Origin of the sequence: Bacillus stercoris (assembly GCF_029772985.1) — a bacterium.
Classification (GTDB): domain Bacteria; phylum Bacillota; class Bacilli; order Bacillales; family Bacillaceae; genus Bacillus; species Bacillus stercoris.
This window is the reverse complement of sequence record NZ_CP121861.1, coordinates 631,263-648,827: the sequence shown is the minus strand read 5'-3', so window position 1 is coordinate 648,827 and position 17,565 is coordinate 631,263. Positions and strand designations below refer to the sequence as shown.

The window sequence follows — 17,565 nt, the reverse complement described above, 5'->3', positions numbered from 1 at the left end:
AAAGGAATGCATATTGAATGGAGCTTCGCCATCTTCAATACTTTATCGCGGTAGCCGAAGAGCTTCATTTCGGAAAGGCTGCCCGACGGCTGAACATGACGCAGCCTCCTCTCAGCCAGCAGATCAAACAGCTGGAGGAAGAAGTCGGGGTTACGCTTCTGAAAAGGACAAAGCGATTTGTCGAGCTTACCGCAGCAGGAGAAATCTTTTTAAATCATTGCCGCATGGCATTGATGCAAATCGGACAAGGAATTGAACTGGCACAGCGAACGGCACGAGGCGAGCACGGCCATCTCGTAATCGGTTTTGTCGGATCAGCTACATATGAATTTCTGCCGCCGATTGTCCGGGAATATCGCAAAAAATTCCCATCTGTAAAAATAGAGTTACGTGAAATATCCTCGTCTAGGCAGCAGGAGGAGCTACTAAAGGGCAACATTGATATTGGTATACTTCATCCTCCCTTACAGCATACAGCTTTGCATATCGAAACCGCCCAAAGCAGCCCTTGTGTTTTAGCTTTGCCTAAGCAACACCCATTGACTTCTAAGGAATCAATTACGATTGAGGATTTAAGAGATGAACCAATTATTACTGTAGCTAAAGAAGCATGGCCTACTCTATACATGGATTTTATTCAGTTCTGTGAGCAAGCGGGCTTCAAACCCAACATCGTCCAGGAAGCTACAGAATATCAAATGGTGATTGGTTTAGTCAGTGCTGGAATTGGTATTACATTTGTTCCTTCCTCAGCCAAAAAATTATTTAATCTGGATGTTACTTATCGAAATATGGACCAAATACAGCTTAATGCAGAATGGGTTATCGCTTATCGCAAAGACAATCATAATCCGCTTTTAAAGCACTTTATTCATATTTCAAATTGTCAACAGACAAGAACTAAAGAGAGTGATGCAGGTACATGAACGATACATACTTGCAATCTCTTTTTTCTTTTGGGATTCTTATGGAATTTTTATTAATTTAATATAATCGCTTAGTACAACTTCATATCAGTATACGTATACATACAGTACAAATAGTTGGCAAGGACATTAGTAAGCGCATGACAATCGTCTGATTTTAATAATGAAAGATAGAGAGGTGAAGTAAATTATTGAGTTCACCAGCATATTAACATTGCTCGCTTTTTTTGCAACACTGATTTTTATTTACTGGAGGCCAAAAGGACTAAATGAAGCTATCCCCGCAACATTAGGCGCTTTAATGGTTTTATTGTGCGGAAGTGTGTCATTGGCAGACTTAGGGGAAATAGGAACAAAAGTCACGGGTGCATCGGTTACAATCCTTGCCACTATGATTATGGCCATTGCACTGGAAAGCTTTGGTTTCTTTTATTGGGTGGCTGCAAAACTGCTCCAACAATCCAGAGGTTCTGGCATCAAGCTTTTTTGGCTAACCAATTTGCTCTGCTTTCTCATGACCATTTTCCTAAATAATGATGGGAGCGTTTTGATTACAACCCCAATCCTTTTGCTTGTACTAAAATATTTAGGTTTAAAAAAACATCAAAAAACCCCATATTTATTAAGCGGTGTTTTAGTAGCCACAGCCTCTAGCGCACCGATTGGCGTAAGTAATATTGTGAATTTAATTTCTCTCAAAATCATTGGAATGGATCTTTATCTTCATACCGCCATGATGTTTGTCCCTAGTATGATGGGACTCATTTTTATGACTTGTCTACTGTTTATGTTCTTTTATAAACGTCTTCCCAAAAGCCTGCCAGATATACCGGGCCATTTTCAGTCTCTGCAGCATAGAAGGTACCATCCTCTTCATTCGCCGTCAGCTCCTTTACGAGAACGAAATCAAACAAAAATCATGCTGTTTGTGCTTGCATTTGTTTTTCTCGTCAGATTGAGTCTATTTGCAGCATCATATACCGGTATTTCTGTTCCTCTTGTCGCTGTCATCGGGTCCTTTATTCTTTTGGGCTGGAGATGGATTTATTTCAAAACCTCCCCAAAAGACTTGTTATACAAATCTCCTTGGCACATTTTTATATTCGCTTTTACTATGTATGTCTTAATTTATGGTCTGCATAATATCGGATTCACTGAGTTACTTGTGAGCTATTTTGAACCAGTGGTTTCTGGAAGCCTCGCCCATGCAACTTTCGCATCGGGAATCTCTACTTCAGTCTTTTCTAATCTATTTAACAACCATCCAGCTTTAATGATCAGTACTTTTACCTTAACTGAAATGCCACTGAATCCTTCAACAACAAAAATCATCTACTTGGCAAATATTATCGGCAGTGATATCGGTTCATTATTATTGCCTATAGGAACCTTAGCAACGCTTATTTGGATGCATATACTAAAACAGCATGATGAAAGTATTTCATGGGGCGAATATATCAAAACGACCATTATCATCATTCCGCTGACTGTTCTTTTTACGTTGGCATGTTTATATGTTTGGATCAGTTGGTTATTTCTTTAGCCAGTATGGAATGAAAAACTGCCTTCCGCTATTCAAGAGGGCAGTTCTTATACACTAGGGAAGATGCATTGTCTTTAGATGATTCAACTTCCAAATGACCGGCTCTCCACTTGCGTTAATCAGCTCAATTATATTATTGGAAACATCTTTTAATAGTCCGACTTTTTCTGGCACCTCTCCCATATCGAATATGACCAATTCACCAATATATTTTTTGATCTGCTCCTCAAAATTACGGACAAGAGGAACATTGGAAGGCACGACAGGCAATTGTGAGTTATCAAGAGTATACGGTGTTTGTTCAGTTGAATAAGGGGTAAACCACTTTAAATGATGCATAGATATAAAAAGGATTTTAAATACGGGTGAGAAAAATACAATATAATCGTTTAAAACGTTTGTAACATACCCATGTATCGATCGACCCCCAGTTACATAAACTTCAATAAACTGGCTTTTGACCTTGTTTAATGTATTTCTATATGAAAAAGCTTGAGTTTCTGCCTCCGTCATTGGATCTTCCGGATTGATCAAAATTGATTTCTTATTGCTGGTCATAATTTTCGCCTTGTTCATTTGATGAAGATGCAACAATGGAATATAAAGATAATTGCAGCCATCAAATATAACAAAAATATCCTGTCCGACATCTATGAGGGTGCCAACAAACCTTGTATCTCCTGAAATGACAACCTCAACATCTGTGTCAAGTAATTGATTCAAACCTTTCACTATTCTCCTCCTTTAACTGAAAAAGGGCATCACTCAATCTGATGCTCCTCGTTATCAATTAAAATTTACGTTTCCAGTGATAGTCTATCGTTCTGACAATCGTTTCATGGCTATAATCTTCTTTTTGTCTTCCTGAACTTTTGAAGGAACTTGAATAATCTGATGATCTTGGTGATCGTTTAGATGATTTTGATGAACTTTTTGAACGTGACGAACGACCAGATTTGGATGATTGATAATCTGAAGATTTTAGTGATCGTTTGGATGATTTAGACGAACTTTTTGAACGAGACGTGCGACCAGATTTGGATGATTGATAATCCGAAGATTTTAGTGATCGTTTAGATGATTTTGACGAACTTTTTGAACGTGACGAACGACCAGATTTGGATGATTGATAATCTGAAGATTTTAGTGATCGTTTAGATGATTTTGATGAAATGAACGAACTGCTGTCTTTATCATGATTGTCTTCTTGGTTTTGCTCATTCTTTTGATCCTCTTTTTTGTGCGACCCTTTTGGACCTAAGCTGATGCTTTTTATGTGAAAAGGATAGATGCGAAGCACCTCTTGATTTTTCACTAAAGTATAATGGCCGTCAGCATTATCTACAAGGATACCCTCAATTGCTTCCGGACCTCCACGATTAATGGAAACCCATTTATGAGTTAGGCTTTTAAAAACCTCGCTTAATTCATCAGCTTCCAGGACACCCGCTGGCGTCTGTTCTTCTGTTTTCAAATCGGACTCATGTTTACTTATGCTTTTGATGTGATGGATAGCAAAATACACTACCCCATCCTCATTTGTGTGTAACGCAGCGTAATCATCTCCCAGCCAGACTAATCTTCCTTTTTTAGATTCCGGACCCCCTTGATTAAATTGAACTGATTGGTTCATTAATTGTCCGATTAAGCTATGAAAATCATCAGCATCGGGCATTTCCTCAGTTTCAATTGTTGTAGTGCTATTATTGGTATCCTCAGTAATGCTTTTCACATGATCCAACTGATAATAAATTATTTTTTTTTCAGCTTGTAAAGCAATATAATCTGATTTTACAGCTGCTAATTTTCCTTTTTTAGATTCCGGACCTCCACGATATACAGTAACAATTTTATCTTTCATTGAGTGCAAAAAGTTATAATAAGATATTTCATTATTTGAATGATATTTCATTCTCCTCTTGCTCATTCAAATTCCTCCTAGTCACTTATACATAGATGATAAACATACTGCATATATACGTGTCACATTTATTTGTTGAACTAATTCAATAGCCTAATTGTCGCTTTTTCAGCGAATACCCATTTTCACACATTTATAAAATACTTAAATGATTATTGAGGTATTGTGAACGGTTTATAATATACTCGCAGATCACATCCGGCTCACGATCAAAACGCTCAATATCATTCTTTTTATACGGGTCCATCAGAACAAACGGCCTAATCCATTCATACATCGCCATGATTTTCGGTTTCATATATTCTATTGTAAAAAGAGATTGGAGCGTTTTTTCTAACAGGCGCTTGTAAGACCTGCGAAAATCGGGTTCATCCAATATCCGGGCGGTTAGTGTATTAAACCCTTGAATCCTTACATAATCGGCAGCCATCCGCTCTCCATGGATATCCCTGCCCCAGGTCGCGTCATAATCCCAAGGAATCACCTCAAATAATCCGGTTTCCCCGCTTCTGTATAATGCGTAGTTGTGGACAAACCCATCATAGTTTGAGGTGAATACAATACCGGCAAGCCATCGCAAATACTTATCGACATCCACATGCTTTGTCACTTCTGATTTAAACTGAGCTTTAGGGACAGTATTAATTTTAAAAATCATATCCTGTAAATAAAAATCATCCTCCTCAGTCCCTGTCTTCTTTTCATATCCAAGCTCCAGCGAGGTCTTCGTTTCTCTTTCCAAATCGCTCATCAGAGAAAAGTTAGCATCATCATCCACCGCGTAAAAAATCGCACCGTCCGCCAGCTTCCTTTTTGCTAAGTAATATTCATCAACGGATTCTAGTTCAAGATAAACCCCTTCATTCTTCCCATTCAGCTTTACAAACACAAACTCTGCCTTTGGAGACAGCGTCCCTAGCTCTGAGAAAAAATCCAAAGACAATTTGTTTCTCATCAAAGAAGGGTCTTTATACTCCGCATTTAAGTGAATCTCTCGTGCGCCGCGGAATAACTTAGGCTGATAAAAGGAAATATGGTATGACTTCTTTTTGAAGTCTCTGATATGTGATCCCCGATACGCAATATCAATATCCAGCCTTTTTTGGTTTACCTTCATCACAGCCGGCACCGGATCATCGTCCCATATATCCTTTTTTAATTCACGCAAATCTTTTGGATGAACAAACAGCTGATAAAGCGGTAAATTGGATTGATTCTTCATCCATAATCCCCCTTACAAATTTTAGGCTTTTATTTTTATGCGATCTCAGCGGAACACTTATACACTTTTTAAAACCGCGCGTACTATGAGGGTAGTAAGGAGCTTCATCCTTAACATATTTTTAAAAAGGAGGATTTCAAATTGGGCCACTATTCCCATTCTGACATCAAAGAAGCGGTGAAATCCGCTAAAAAAGAAGGTTTAAAGGATTATTTATACCAAGAGCCTCATGGAAAAAAACGCAGTCATAAAAAGTCGCACAAAAAATCTCGCAGCCATAAAAAATCATACTGCTCTCACAAAAAATCTCGCAGCCATAAAAAATCATACTGCTCTCACAAGAAGTCTCGCAGCCATAAAAAATCATACTGCTCTCACAAGAAGTCTCGCAGCCACAAAAAATCATATTGCTCTCACAAGAAATCTCGCAGCCACAAAAAATATTACTGTTCTCACAAAAAGTCTCGCAGCTACAAAAAATCTTACCGTTCTCACAAAAAATCTCGCAGCCACAAAAAATCTTACCGTTCTTACAAAAAATCTCGCAGCTATAAAAAATCTTGCCGTTCCTACAAAAAATCCCGAAGCTATAAGAAGTCATGCCGCACATACAAAAAATCTTACCGTTCCCATAAGAAACACTGCAAAAAGCACGATGATTATGACAGCAAAAAAGAATACTGGAAAGACGGCAATTGCTGGGTAGTCAAAAAGAAATACAAATAATTTAAGTTTCCATGTTTCAATAGGCTGCCGGCGAAGGTACGGAAGCCTATTTTTTCATTTCCCCTGTATTAGATATATGTCATGACATAACATATGCAACCCGCATCATTTGGTTTCCTCGAAACCATTTCGTTATAATCAAGATATCCTAACGATAAAGGCGGTTGTTGCCATGTACATATTTCAAGCTGACCAGCTTAGTGCCAAAGACACATACAAGCTATTGTCAGGTACCGTTATTCCCCGCCCCATTGCATTTGTGACAACACTTTCTTCAGGAGGAGCGGTAAATGCCGCGCCTTTCAGCTTTTATAACGTCGTCAGCTCAGATCCTCCGCTCCTCAGTATTTCTGTGAACAGGGCGGGAGGACGCCAAAAAGATACAGCGCGAAACGCAGTGGAAAACGGAGAATTTGTCGTTCATATCAGTGATGAATCCATCATTGAAGATATCAATGAAACGGCTGCAAACTTAGGGCCGGATGAAAGCGAGCTTACGCGCACCTCGCTTCACCCTGTTGAAAGCAACGCTGTTTCGGTTCCCGGCATTCAGGAAGCCCGAGTTCGCTTTGAGTGCACATTAGAGCGGCATATTACCTTTGACAATGATCAAGGGGTCACTACAGCAGATCTGCTCATCGGAAGAGTCGTCTGCTTCCACCTAGACGAAAAGGTGTATGATGCAGAAAAGGGATATATTTTAACAGATGAATTAAAGCCAGCCTCACGATTGGCGGGAAACCACTATGCCAAGCTCGGGGAAGAATTCACACTGATTCGTCCCAGCTGAACAGAAGGACTATTTAAATAGAAGGAACTAGTCAAAAAGACCTTGTGATTACATAATGTTACCTATAAAAAAGAACACCCGGGGAAAGTTTCGGGTGTTCTTTTATGAAACAATTTTCTTTTTTCTTTGTATAAAAGATAAATAGGGGGGATTAGAATGGAAGGCACTCATTTTTTGATTGTGATACTGGTCATGTTATTTACCAATATTGCTTTTTATACCTATGCCCGAAAAAAACTTGGAATCCCTAAACCACCTCGGTGGTATAAACCTGTAAATAGCACACAAGGATTGCTGGACATCATCTTGCTCATTTTATTAGGTTTTTCTTTGTTTCACTTTCCTCCCGAAAAGATGCTTATTTTATTTCTGCTCTTGTCGAATTGTTTGCGTACATTTATGGAATGGAAATATAGGCAGGAAGAAAAACAATATGTACACTATTTATTTGGTGCCGCGACACTTCTAGTTATTCTTATTTATATTTGTGTTTTCTTCTAATCTCAAACCCCCACAGCCGCTCCGTCTCCCCGGGGATCAGCTCCTCCTTGGAGAAATCCTTCTTCATCAACTTTAATTGCTGCTGCATGCCCCATCAGCGGATCATAGTCACCGACAACCTCCACGAGATGTCCGCTGTCTTTCAGTTTTTGGATTGTTTTCTCTGTGAATCTGCCCTCGACTCTGAGGCCTTCGTATTCCTCTCCCCACGTTCTGCCCCATACCCAGCGCGGTTCGCTGATTGCCTGCTGTGGATCCATTCCGTAATCCAGCATTCGGGTAATGATGGCCGTCTGGGTCTGCGGCTGGCCTTCGCCGCCTTGTGTGCCGTACAGGATTTTCGGCTTTCCGCCTTTACAGACCATAGCCGGCATCAGCGTATGGAAGGTGCGCTTTCTCGGTTCAAGCGTGTTGACATGATTTTTATCCAATGAGAAAAATGACCCGCGATTTTGCAGCAAAATGCCTGTATCACCGGCAGTGACTGCAGAGCCAAATTCAAAGTACAGGCTTTGAATGAATGACACTGCGTTGCCATCCGCATCGATTACGGCCGCATATGCCGTATCGCTTCCCACCGGCTTGCTTTCAGCCGGTACTGCGAGATAGCCGATTTCTTCTGCCAATCGTTTTGCATAACGTTTGTCCAAAAGCCTTTCAAGCGGGATGTCTGCAAACGCCGGATCAGTCAGGACGGCATTCCGATCTAGAAAACTCTTTTTCAATGCCTCCACAAGCACGTGATAATACGTAAAAGATCCATTTTCGATTTTGGTGAAATCATAGTTTTCCAAAATGTTTAGTGTTAATAAACCGGTAAATCCCTGAGAATTCGGCGGCGCCTGATACACACTGTATCCTCGATAATCACTTGAGACAGGCTCCGTCCACTCGCCCCGGTGCGCTTTAAAATCATCGAGTGTCATGTAACTGCCGTTATTTTGTAAATACGAGACAATCCGCTGAGCGATATCTCCTTCATAAAATGCGTTTCTTCCTTTTTTGGCAATCATGTTCAAGCTCTCTGCAAGCTCTTTTTGCACAAACCGCTCTCCCGGAATAGGTGCTTTTCCTCTTCTTGTAAAAATGTCGGCTGTGTATGGCGTGGAGACGAGCAGTTCAAGATTCGTTTCTGTGTGACGGCACTGATCGGCTGATACAGGAAACCCATTTTGTGCATAATCGTATGCAGGCTCCAACACATCCTCAAGAGACATGCGACCGTACTCCTTCAGTACCGCATCCCAGCTATCAACCATCCCGGGCACGGTAATGGCACTGTCAATTCCCCGAAGCGGAATCACGCTTTTTCCCTTATATACATCTCTCGTTACGTTTTTTCCTGAACGTCCGGTGCCATTGTAGACTTTTACTGATTTTGTTTTCTGATGAAAGGTCAGCCAAAAGGCATCCCCGCCAAGTCCGGTCATATGCGGATACACAACCGCCAGGCAAGCACTCACCGCAACGGCGGCGTCAAATGCGTTACCTCCTTTGTCCAGTATGCGGTTTCCGGCCTGAGAAGCAAGATAATGCGGACTAACCACCATTTGCTTTGTACCGATGACAGATTTGTTCATCACAAGTCCCCTTTTTAAGAGATTTTCTTCAGTATAGGGAGCCTGATTTTTCACATCTACTGATCCGGCAGAAAAACTGACGAACTTTCTTCTTTTCGAAAACAATAAGATATTTATTCATTCATTTCGAAAACAAATAAAAATTTTTTCGTTCGAAACGTAACTTTTTATGATAAAATGATGGCTAAAAGGCTACGAAAGCAGGTGGAGCAATTGAGTCATGAATATCAAATCCCCAACCTTGTACTTGATGAGACTGATAAACAAATTCTCACGATTTTGCATGAAGAAGGCAGAATTTCTTATACGGATCTTGGCAAAAGAGTCGATTTGTCCCGAGTCGCCGTCCAGGCTCGTATCAACCAATTAATTGAAGCCGGCGTTATTGAAAAATTCACCGCGGTCATCAATCCCTCTAAAATCGGCATCCATGTATCCGTGTTTTTCAATGTCGAGGTAGAACCGCAATTTTTAGAAGAGGTCGCTCTTAAGCTTGAGGAAGAGCCTGCGGTCACCAGTCTTTATCACATGACAGGTCCGAGCAAGCTGCATATGCATGGGATCTTTGCCAACGATCAAGAAATGGAAGAGTTTTTAACAAAACGGCTGTATCCATTGCGAGGCGTCGTCAGTGTTGATTGCCAGATGCTGATCAAACGATACAAAAGCCGTATGGGAATGAAGCTGTAAAGGAGAGAAACAAAATGAAAAACCATACTTATCGGGATATGACGGCTGCGATGGTGCGCACCGGCATATTAGGATTCGGCGGCGGACCTTCCGTGATTCCGCTGATCCGCCATGAAGCGGTCAATAAATATAAATGGATTGATGATGATGAATTCGGAGAAATATTAGCAATCGCTAATGCGCTTCCCGGGCCGATTGCCACAAAAATGGCTGCGTATCTGGGCTTCAAGCTTAAAGGCACATTAGGTGCCATTGTGGCGACACTCGCCCACATTCTGCCTACATGTCTTGCGATGGTGGGCTTGTTTGCGGCAGTAAATGTGTTAAGCCATTCAGCAGTTGTTGCCGGCATGATAGGCGCCGTCACGCCGGTGATTGCAGTAATGCTCGGTATTATGGCGTACGAGTTTGGACAAAAAGCGCTTAAAGGTTTCGGCTGGGTCACCGGCATCCTGTTTTTTATCATCGCTTTTATCGGCCTGCAAACGTTTCAGATTAATCCCGGCCTTGTCATTATCATTTTCCTAGCGTACGGGGCGTTTCATTTTAAACTGAAAGACAAAGTCACAAATAAACATGATAAAGGAATGTCGGCCTCATGATATCGATCTATTTATTTATGGCGTTTTTTATCGCAAACCTACTGGGATATGGCGGCGGACCTGCATCTATCCCGCTAATGTTTGAAGAAGTCGTAAACAGATACAGCTGGCTTTCAAACGATCAATTCTCAAATATGCTCGCACTTGCGAACGCATTGCCGGGCCCCATTGCCACCAAAATCGCCGCGTATGTCGGCTACAGCGCAGGCGGTTGGCCCGGCTTCCTAATTGCCCTGATTGCAACCGTCGTACCGTCGGCGCTCGCATTGATCGTCCTGCTGCGCATCATCCAGCGCTTCCGCCAATCCCCTGTTATCAAAGGCATGACACTGTCCGTTCAGCCTGTCATTGCGGTCATGATGCTCATTCTTACCTGGCAAATCGGCGCAGACGGCATCAAAGCGATCGGCTGGGTCCAATCGATCGTGATTGCGGGAATTTCGCTCCTTGCCATGACAAAATTCAAAATGCACCCGGCATTTTTGATTATTGCGGCGTTTTTATATGGAGGCCTTGTGATCCCTCATTTATAGAAAAAAGCACCTGGACAGGTGCTTTTTTATTTTGGCCCAGAAATGCCGTTTGATATGACAGCTGTTTCTTCTCCTGCGTCACTCTTGATGATGTGCTTGACTTGCAGCGTGGTTCCTGCCATTCTCACAGATTTCTTCAACTGGGGTGAATTGGTTTCAACATGTATCCAAACAGGAGGCTTGACCTTCCAAAATAAAAAGAATGCAAGAATCAGCATGCCAGCAATGACCGACAGCAAAAACTTCATATCGCATCGCTTCTTTTCAGTAAGCGGCTCGCAGCGGACAGCGCCTGATGATCACGAAGAATATCGCCTGGACGATTGCCTTCTCCCAGCACATAACCTTTAAAGGGCATTCCCATAAAATGAAAAATATGTTCGAATTGCTGAATCAGCGGCAGCCCTTTTATTTTTGGATTGTCTCCGCCCACTGCTGTCACATATGCCTGTTTCGCTGACATTTGCTGTTTAAAATCAGGAAATCTCGGATCTCTCAACGTCTGTGACCAGCGATCAATAAACAGCTTTAATGTCCCTGACATGCCAAACCAATAAATTGGGGTGGCGAATACAAGAATATCGCACGGCAATATCCGCTCAATGATAGAATCGTAGTCATCTTGAACAGGTCGAAAGCCGTCTTGGTCGTGGCGCAGATCTTCAATTGGCTGGATTCGATATTTCCGCAAATGAATGTGCTCTGCATCAAATCCTTGAACAGCCTTCTCCGCAAGAATATCCGTATTTCCGCCAGACCGAGTTCCGCTGTTAATAACCGCAATTTTCATGATGCATCTGCTCCTTTGTTTACGAATGATTTTCTTCATTTTATAATGGATTCATCAATCAATACAGATGATTATTTCGATTAATCCAATCGCTAAAACCGATTTAGAAAGGAAGAGAACAAGTGGAATTGAAGCAGCTGATCACCTTTATTACGGCGGCAGAACATGTAAACTTCACCCTAACCGCCAAAATGCTTAATTATGCACAATCAAGCGTTACCTCTCAGATCAAATCACTTGAAGAAGAAATCGGGACGCCTTTATTTGAACGGCTCGGCAAGCGGCTTATCTTGACAGAAGCAGGAAAAACGTTCAAATCTTATGCACAGAAGATTATTGCGTTAACAGAAGAAGCGAAAATGGCCGCAAATCAAGTAAAAGAAACAACCGGAACCTTAAAAATCGGGGCGACGGAAAGCCAGTGCACATACCGCCTGCCGCCTATCATAAAAGAATTTAAACAGGCATTTCCCCAAGTAAAGCTCATATTCAAACCATATATCTCCAATGAACAAGCGAAAGAACAGCTTTTACAGGGCCAGCTTGATATCACCTTCATTTTGGATGTAAACCGGACGGAAGACGCACTGCACGTTGAATCTTTGATTCAGGATGAGATCAAAATGGTGGCTGCTAATGACCATCCTTTTCCTGCGGATTTACCAGTAACATTGAAGGATCTTCAAAACGAAACTCTTCTGCTGACAGAGGACGGCTGCTCGTACCGCACGCTCTTTGAGAACAATTTGCATGACTCCGGTGTCTATCCTAACAAATTGGAATTCGTCAGCATAGAAGCCATCAAACAATGCGTAATGGCCGGACTTGGGATTGGAATCTTGCCTGAAATGACAGTAAAAGATGATATTGCAGCAGGCCGAATGAAAGAACTCAATCGGCAGAGCGATTGCCCCGTTTTCACTCAATTAGCATGGCATAAGGACAAGTGGATGTCTGCGCCATTAAAGGCTTTTATCAATTTGACGCGGAAAACATTCAAATAAAATCTTTCCATAAGGACAAGGTTTTTGAGATCAGGAAAGCACACAGCATACAAAAAAACACTTGATGGCTTAGAGCCCCAAGTGTTACCCATGATTTTTCTGATAAAACGTTCGCAAGACATGTGTTTCAAGGTCAGCCAGGCGGACAGGGATCGGCAGTCTGCTTTCTTGATTGATTAAGCTCATCGTGATCTGATAGCTGCTTTCTAAATCAATATAATTACCGCAAGACAAGAAAATAGGCTTCACGTCCCTCCGCGTCCGCAGCGCCAGGCCATATACCTCGCCGTCAATGAGAATATCGGTGTATGCGCCGACTTCATTTTCAGGCATCACGAAATCACAGCCTTTGATTTTGAGATAGGTTTTCGCAATCCCAATCGTCGGCTTACCCAGAAAAAAAGCCGCATGGGTGGCAACGCCCATATGATTGTAATGCAGATATCCGTTGCCATCAAACAAGAAGACATCCGGCTCCGTCTCCAGCTTTTTCGCCGCTTCAATGATCAAAGGCAGCTCGCGAAATGCAAGAAAACCCGAAACGTACGGTACGCTGATTTTCCCCATGCTATGCACTTTTTCAATGACTTCTTTTGTATCAGCGTCAACCACGATAATACTGCACACCCCGTATGGTTCTCCATTCTGCTCCCAATAGGCGAGATCGACGCCTGCGCAGGTGTTGATGGAGTCTGGATGGATCGTGTGAGATAGGTTGATACGATTTCTAAGGGATTGTTGTATTTGAACAAAATCCGATTCATCTTTTAGATGAAAATCGTGAATTTGATGTATTTCCATTTTACTTGTTTCCCTCTCTTCGCGCTCAATTGTCCTGCATGTCGATTTTAGCAATGACTCCAAATTATTTCATTGAAAAATGCAGATAGTATAATCTGCTTTTTTCAATGATATTCATTTTTCATTTCTTTCATAAAAATATAATCCAATTGTTTAATTAATTCTTTAAGTTCAGTACACATAATATCCTCTAAAGGATTTTCCCAATCTTCGTTTTTTATTAGTTCAATCCCATAGCTTCCGGCTTGATCACCTTCTGGGTACCACCCTACGTCAAGCAGCAATTTTTTTGTCTTATGAGAAATCTGTAGGAGATCTTGATTAAAGTCAAATAACCAAGCATCGTCATTTGCCTTTAGAGTCTTAGGATCAGTATCTTTTAAAGTAATATAATCAACGGTCCAACCAGCCGGTATCTTTAGCCTTAAGAAATTGGGAATCTGTTGGGTTAGCGGCTGCAAATTTTCTAAAACCCCGCTTCCCACATTCCAGATTTGATATTCTAACTCAACTAATAATTGTTCTCATCTCATTAAAAGACTCATCTTCATAAATCTTATCTGTATGTAAGCCAGCTACTTTGATATAGTATTGATTATTTTCATAACTTACCTAATAAAGGCCTTACGTTTTTCATTTTGCAGTATTAGTAATTCACATTTTTCTTGCATTCTTTTTTCTGAACATAAATTGTTCAGTACTACAGACCAGCCATTACAGATTTTTAATGGCTGCAATTGAGAAATATGGTCTCTTTTCATCCCGCTTCTCCTTGCACTCTACATTGTTATACTTTCTATAAAAAAACTTGCCGATGACAACACGGCAAGTTTTTAACTATAGCAATTCTAATACATCAGTAAACAAGGCATCTCCTAATGTTAATCTCCTGTTGAAAGGCTGTATATGCGGCAATTCACTCCACTCATACACAGTATCGTAGTAATCATACAAATAACTGAGTTCAATAAACCCTTTCTCTTGCATTATTTTATTAATATAGTTCGTTCCCTGAATGAATTCTAAAGATTCAGCGGTTCCTACAATGTCATAAGCGCCATCGATTAAATCGTGTCTTAGGGAATAACTATAATCTAATACATAAACAGGAACCAATTTAGATACTTTCATATTGATTTGCTGTTCTAAATGAAAACCATTTTCCCCAGAAAGACCTTGCAAATGGATATCAATTTCTCCTGAAGGATTGTTTAAATCTCTAACTTCAATTTTTTTCAAACCTTTTATTTGATTAAATTCATCAGGTACTTTTATTTTCTCTGCGCATTTGCTCTTGTACCATTCGTCTAATTCCCTATTTACAAATAGACGATGAAGCAACTCACCGATTTCAGGGTATTCATTAATAAATCTGATTCCATGTTCCATATTTTTTAACCATCCCATCTTCTTGAAGGCTCGCCTTTTTTCGTCTGCTTACCAGTTACAGGATCAAACTCTCCTAAATGCTCTGTTCTTCTGCGGTTCCACTTTTCTAATTTGCCATGCTGGGAATCCCATTGCCAATTAAATCCATCTCTATCTGTCCAAGATTTTCTTTTTAATCTTTCTTTTATTTGTATCATACCTCTATCTTCCATCCAGTTAGTTGGTTCCTTTAAACGATATCCATTTGAATTGTCTCCAACTATCTTCTCTCTATCAGCTATCGCAGCATTGTATTCTTCAGTCCGTTTCTTTTTACTGTAGTTAGTACCATTATGAGCAACGTAATCATTTTGAGTCATCCCCTCAGGTTTTTCCAACCATTGGGGTTTTTTAGACTGGCTACTCGCCATCTTCACAATCCCAAGATCCTTAACAGCCGGCTTTTCCACATTGACACGGACTGTCGGGATTCCGAATGTGAAGCCGTCAGGAGTTACTGGGCGTTCTGCGTATACACGGACGTTTGTTGGGACTTTAAATTGTTTTACTTTTTCTAGGGTTTTGTTAGCTTTTTGAACTTTTGAATGGGTTGCAAGCGGGATGCCTTTATCAATGTGTTTCGCCAATGCACCAGCACCAACCAAACTCAATGCCGCTTCGAGCGCCCCCTGTTTCCGCTTCTCCTCAGACACTTTGTTTCCGAACATATCCCGGCCTGTGACGGCTTCTGAGAATCCGTTTGACGCTACAAGGCCGTATGCACCCATTTCTGTCATTTTGAGAATGTCTAAGGATTTGCCTGTTTTGTAGGCGTCTAAAGCGTGTTCAGCAGCGATAGCTGCTTTTCCGGTTTTGTAGATGGCTTTTCCGCCTTTGAAGGCGCGGCCTGCCCAGCCGACGACTGGTATAAATCCGGCTGCGGCCATAGCTCCTGCTGTCACACGTTCTGCGGTGGAGAGTTTTTCTCCGGTAACCGGATCAACGCCTTCGGTTGCTCTTTTATAATCATAATAGCCAGTGACTTCTCCAGTAAAGTTGCAAACTCCATCCCATGTTTTTTCGTACCATGGTTTGTTTGCTTCTTCCTCGGCTTTTTCCTGGAGACGTCTTGCTTCTGCTTGCTGGGCTTTTGCATCGATATAGGTGGTTCCTTGATTTTCTACTTCAATGACGCTTTTGTAGACTTCATTGCTGTGGAAGGCTTTTTTGTCATAGTACATAGGGGATGCGCTCTTCCCATTGCTGGTGGCCTGCATGAGAACAGAATATTTGGTGAGCACTGCGTTGTCCAGAGATTCTAAATTTTGATATTCAGTGGTCAGGGATTCATCAAGCTTATCGACAGCTGTGATCGTGTCACGTCTGATTTTTTGGGCATCGCCCATTTTATCTGCATAGTCGTCAAGCGTATACATATCGAGATCAATAATATCGCTGATGCCTGACAAAATAGAATCGATTTCTTCTTTATGAGCGGAGACAATCTCTGAGGCTTTCAGGTCTCCATTGGGCAGCTCATGATCCAAAAATGAAGTTTCCACATATGAATCATTCAGTTCTTGATCTTTAATATCGCCTGAAATGCCATTTAAAAACGCAATTTGAGCAGAGACAAGCGTCAGCCAGCTTTCGACGATTTCCGCCTGTCCCTGAAAGAAATCTTTAATATTGTCCGCGCCTTTTCCTTTAAAATTATCGCCTAAATCTGCAACTCCCTGAAACGCTTTTTTCAGCGTGTTCAGCTGCTCTTCAAGCGTCTCATATTGCTTTTTTCTGCTCTTCGCTTCTTCGATTAAAGATTTTGATTCAAATACTTTACTCATCGCACTGCCCTTTCTGTTCTATTTTACCGCTATCGCCTCGTCCTGCTCTTTGAGTGAATCTACGTTATCCTTTGTATCCTCAATATTTTTCTGTACCGCTTTTTTGTAATCTCCGAGCATGGTTTTGATGTTCTCCTCACGCTCATGATATTTTTTCGTATAATCGAGTTTGTTTTTTCCATTGGATCCCGCGGCGCCGATTGATACGTCAGCAAGCGCATCTTTGACAGAATCTAATGTTTTGATTACAGTATCGTATTTCAATTTAATTTCTGACATAAAAAAGATCACCACAATTTAATAGATTTAATTTGATTAACAGCATCCTCCAAGAATTCTTCACCCTTAGCAAGAGTATGACCAGCAAAATTCGCTAGCTTTAATTCTTTGTCATAGAGAAATTTCTTAGATTCCAAATGAATAATCTCCATCTGAATCGAAGCCATATACTCGTTATATTTATCATTCACAATCTTGGATGCTTCCGATTTCGCCTCTTCTCTTCCCTTGTCGAAATCATCCGCTTTTGTTCCCGTCCAGTGCTTGCCCAATTCTGGTTTGACAATTTCTTTGATTTCAGTGATTGCCTCTTCTTGCAGTGTGTCTATGTCCTTTTTTGCTTTTTTCAGCTTTTCGATCTTGTCTTCCACGTCGGAAATTTTTCCGTTAAGCGAACTTTTGATATCCGCCAGCATACTTTCATAACCCATCTGAATCACCTCTT

The 17,565-nt window shown here is 41.2% G+C and carries 20 protein-coding genes and 1 pseudogene; 9 read left to right on the top strand and 12 right to left on the bottom strand.

What is annotated here, in order from left to right:
- Positions 1-17: 17 nt before the first annotated feature.
- Both alsR and QA442_RS03380 read left to right on the top strand, forming a co-directional pair.
- Positions 18-926, top strand: coding sequence for an acetoin biosynthesis transcriptional regulator AlsR (alsR, locus tag QA442_RS03385; RefSeq protein WP_095432015.1), 909 nt, complete (start codon positions 18-20; stop codon positions 924-926).
- A gap of 214 nt (positions 927-1,140) precedes the next feature.
- Positions 1,141-2,469 (top strand): arsenic transporter, encoded by a 1,329-nt coding sequence (locus QA442_RS03380; protein WP_095432016.1) that lies wholly within the window; start codon positions 1,141-1,143, stop codon positions 2,467-2,469.
- Between the two features lie 54 nt (positions 2,470-2,523).
- Here the strand turns inward: QA442_RS03380 and QA442_RS03375 are convergent, their stop codons facing one another.
- The 3 genes from QA442_RS03375 to cotH all read right to left on the bottom strand — a co-directional run bounded on the left by QA442_RS03375 (position 2,524) and on the right by cotH (position 5,612).
- Positions 2,524-3,201 (bottom strand): DUF2642 domain-containing protein, encoded by a 678-nt coding sequence (locus QA442_RS03375; protein ID WP_095432017.1) that lies wholly within the window; start codon positions 3,199-3,201, stop codon positions 2,524-2,526.
- 58 nt (positions 3,202-3,259) lie between these two features.
- Positions 3,260-4,396, bottom strand: a complete 1,137-nt coding sequence (locus QA442_RS03370; protein WP_103749283.1) for a spore coat protein CotH — start codon at positions 4,394-4,396, stop codon at positions 3,260-3,262.
- Positions 4,397-4,523: 127 nt separating this feature from the next.
- Positions 4,524-5,612 carry a spore coat protein CotH gene (cotH, locus tag QA442_RS03365; protein WP_095432945.1) on the bottom strand — a complete coding sequence of 363 codons (1,089 nt, stop codon included), beginning with the start codon at positions 5,610-5,612 and terminating at the stop codon, positions 4,524-4,526.
- A gap of 141 nt (positions 5,613-5,753) precedes the next feature.
- Between cotH and QA442_RS03360 the strand changes: the two genes are divergently transcribed.
- From QA442_RS03360 to QA442_RS03350, 3 genes are all read left to right on the top strand, one after another.
- Complete coding sequence (locus QA442_RS03360) at positions 5,754-6,338, top strand: CotG/ExsB N-terminal domain-containing protein (protein ID WP_279473704.1); 585 nt, start codon at positions 5,754-5,756, stop codon at positions 6,336-6,338.
- 172 nt (positions 6,339-6,510) lie between these two features.
- Positions 6,511-7,128, top strand: coding sequence for a flavin reductase family protein (locus QA442_RS03355; RefSeq protein WP_095432201.1), 618 nt, complete (start codon positions 6,511-6,513; stop codon positions 7,126-7,128).
- Positions 7,129-7,284: 156 nt separating this feature from the next.
- Positions 7,285-7,629, top strand: a complete 345-nt coding sequence (locus tag QA442_RS03350; protein ID WP_095432202.1) for a DUF4181 domain-containing protein — start codon at positions 7,285-7,287, stop codon at positions 7,627-7,629.
- A 2-nt stretch (positions 7,630-7,631) separates the two neighbouring features.
- Here QA442_RS03350 and ggt read toward each other — a convergent pair whose 3' ends face one another.
- Positions 7,632-9,209 (bottom strand): gamma-glutamyltransferase, encoded by a 1,578-nt coding sequence (ggt, locus tag QA442_RS03345; RefSeq protein WP_251198734.1) that lies wholly within the window; start codon positions 9,207-9,209, stop codon positions 7,632-7,634.
- 213 nt (positions 9,210-9,422) lie between these two features.
- Here ggt and chrS point away from each other — a divergent pair, with 213 nt between their 5' ends.
- From chrS to chrA, 3 genes are read left to right on the top strand one after another with little or no spacing between them, the layout of a single operon-like run.
- The gene (chrS, locus tag QA442_RS03340; RefSeq protein ID WP_069838571.1) at positions 9,423-9,899 is read left to right on the top strand and encodes a chromate efflux transcriptional regulator ChrS; all 477 of its coding nucleotides are present in this window, start codon (positions 9,423-9,425) and stop codon (positions 9,897-9,899) included.
- A gap of 14 nt (positions 9,900-9,913) precedes the next feature.
- Positions 9,914-10,501, top strand: coding sequence for a chromate efflux transporter subunit ChrB (gene chrB, locus QA442_RS03335; RefSeq protein ID WP_095432204.1), 588 nt, complete (start codon positions 9,914-9,916; stop codon positions 10,499-10,501).
- On the top strand, positions 10,498-11,034 hold the full coding sequence (chrA, locus tag QA442_RS03330; protein WP_021480764.1) for a chromate resistance efflux protein ChrA: 537 nt from the start codon (positions 10,498-10,500) through the stop codon (positions 11,032-11,034). Before chrB ends, chrA begins: the two co-directional genes overlap by 4 nt.
- Positions 11,035-11,060: 26 nt before the next feature.
- Here chrA and QA442_RS03325 read toward each other — a convergent pair whose 3' ends face one another.
- Entirely contained in the window at positions 11,061-11,282 is a 222-nt protein-coding gene (locus QA442_RS03325; RefSeq protein ID WP_095432205.1) for a hypothetical protein, read from the bottom strand.
- Positions 11,279-11,824, bottom strand: a complete 546-nt coding sequence (locus QA442_RS03320) for a flavodoxin family protein (RefSeq protein ID WP_095432206.1) — start codon at positions 11,822-11,824, stop codon at positions 11,279-11,281. Before QA442_RS03320 ends, QA442_RS03325 begins: the two co-directional genes overlap by 4 nt.
- A 122-nt stretch (positions 11,825-11,946) precedes the next feature.
- Here QA442_RS03320 and QA442_RS03315 point away from each other — a divergent pair, with 122 nt between their 5' ends.
- A complete protein-coding gene (locus QA442_RS03315; RefSeq protein WP_095432207.1) occupies positions 11,947-12,828 on the top strand; it encodes a LysR family transcriptional regulator in 882 nt (293 codons plus the stop codon).
- Between the two features lie 84 nt (positions 12,829-12,912).
- Here the strand turns inward: QA442_RS03315 and QA442_RS03310 are convergent, their stop codons facing one another.
- From QA442_RS03310 to QA442_RS03285, 6 genes and pseudogenes are all read right to left on the bottom strand, one after another.
- On the bottom strand, positions 12,913-13,629 hold the full coding sequence (locus QA442_RS03310; RefSeq protein WP_095432208.1) for an endonuclease V: 717 nt from the start codon (positions 13,627-13,629) through the stop codon (positions 12,913-12,915).
- A gap of 104 nt (positions 13,630-13,733) precedes the next feature.
- A pseudogene (locus tag QA442_RS03305) lies at positions 13,734-14,390 on the bottom strand (hypothetical protein).
- 76 nt (positions 14,391-14,466) lie between these two features.
- Positions 14,467-15,018 carry a hypothetical protein gene (locus QA442_RS03300; protein WP_040082499.1) on the bottom strand — a complete coding sequence of 184 codons (552 nt, stop codon included), beginning with the start codon at positions 15,016-15,018 and terminating at the stop codon, positions 14,467-14,469.
- A 5-nt stretch (positions 15,019-15,023) separates the two neighbouring features.
- Positions 15,024-16,841, bottom strand: a complete 1,818-nt coding sequence (locus QA442_RS03295; protein ID WP_095432209.1) for a T7SS effector LXG polymorphic toxin — start codon at positions 16,839-16,841, stop codon at positions 15,024-15,026.
- A gap of 18 nt (positions 16,842-16,859) precedes the next feature.
- Positions 16,860-17,120 carry a YwqI/YxiC family protein gene (locus QA442_RS03290; protein ID WP_003227825.1) on the bottom strand — a complete coding sequence of 87 codons (261 nt, stop codon included), beginning with the start codon at positions 17,118-17,120 and terminating at the stop codon, positions 16,860-16,862.
- Positions 17,121-17,128: 8 nt separating this feature from the next.
- Positions 17,129-17,551, bottom strand: coding sequence for a YwqH-like family protein (locus QA442_RS03285; RefSeq protein ID WP_040081594.1), 423 nt, complete (start codon positions 17,549-17,551; stop codon positions 17,129-17,131).
- Positions 17,552-17,565: the final 14 nt, after the last annotated feature.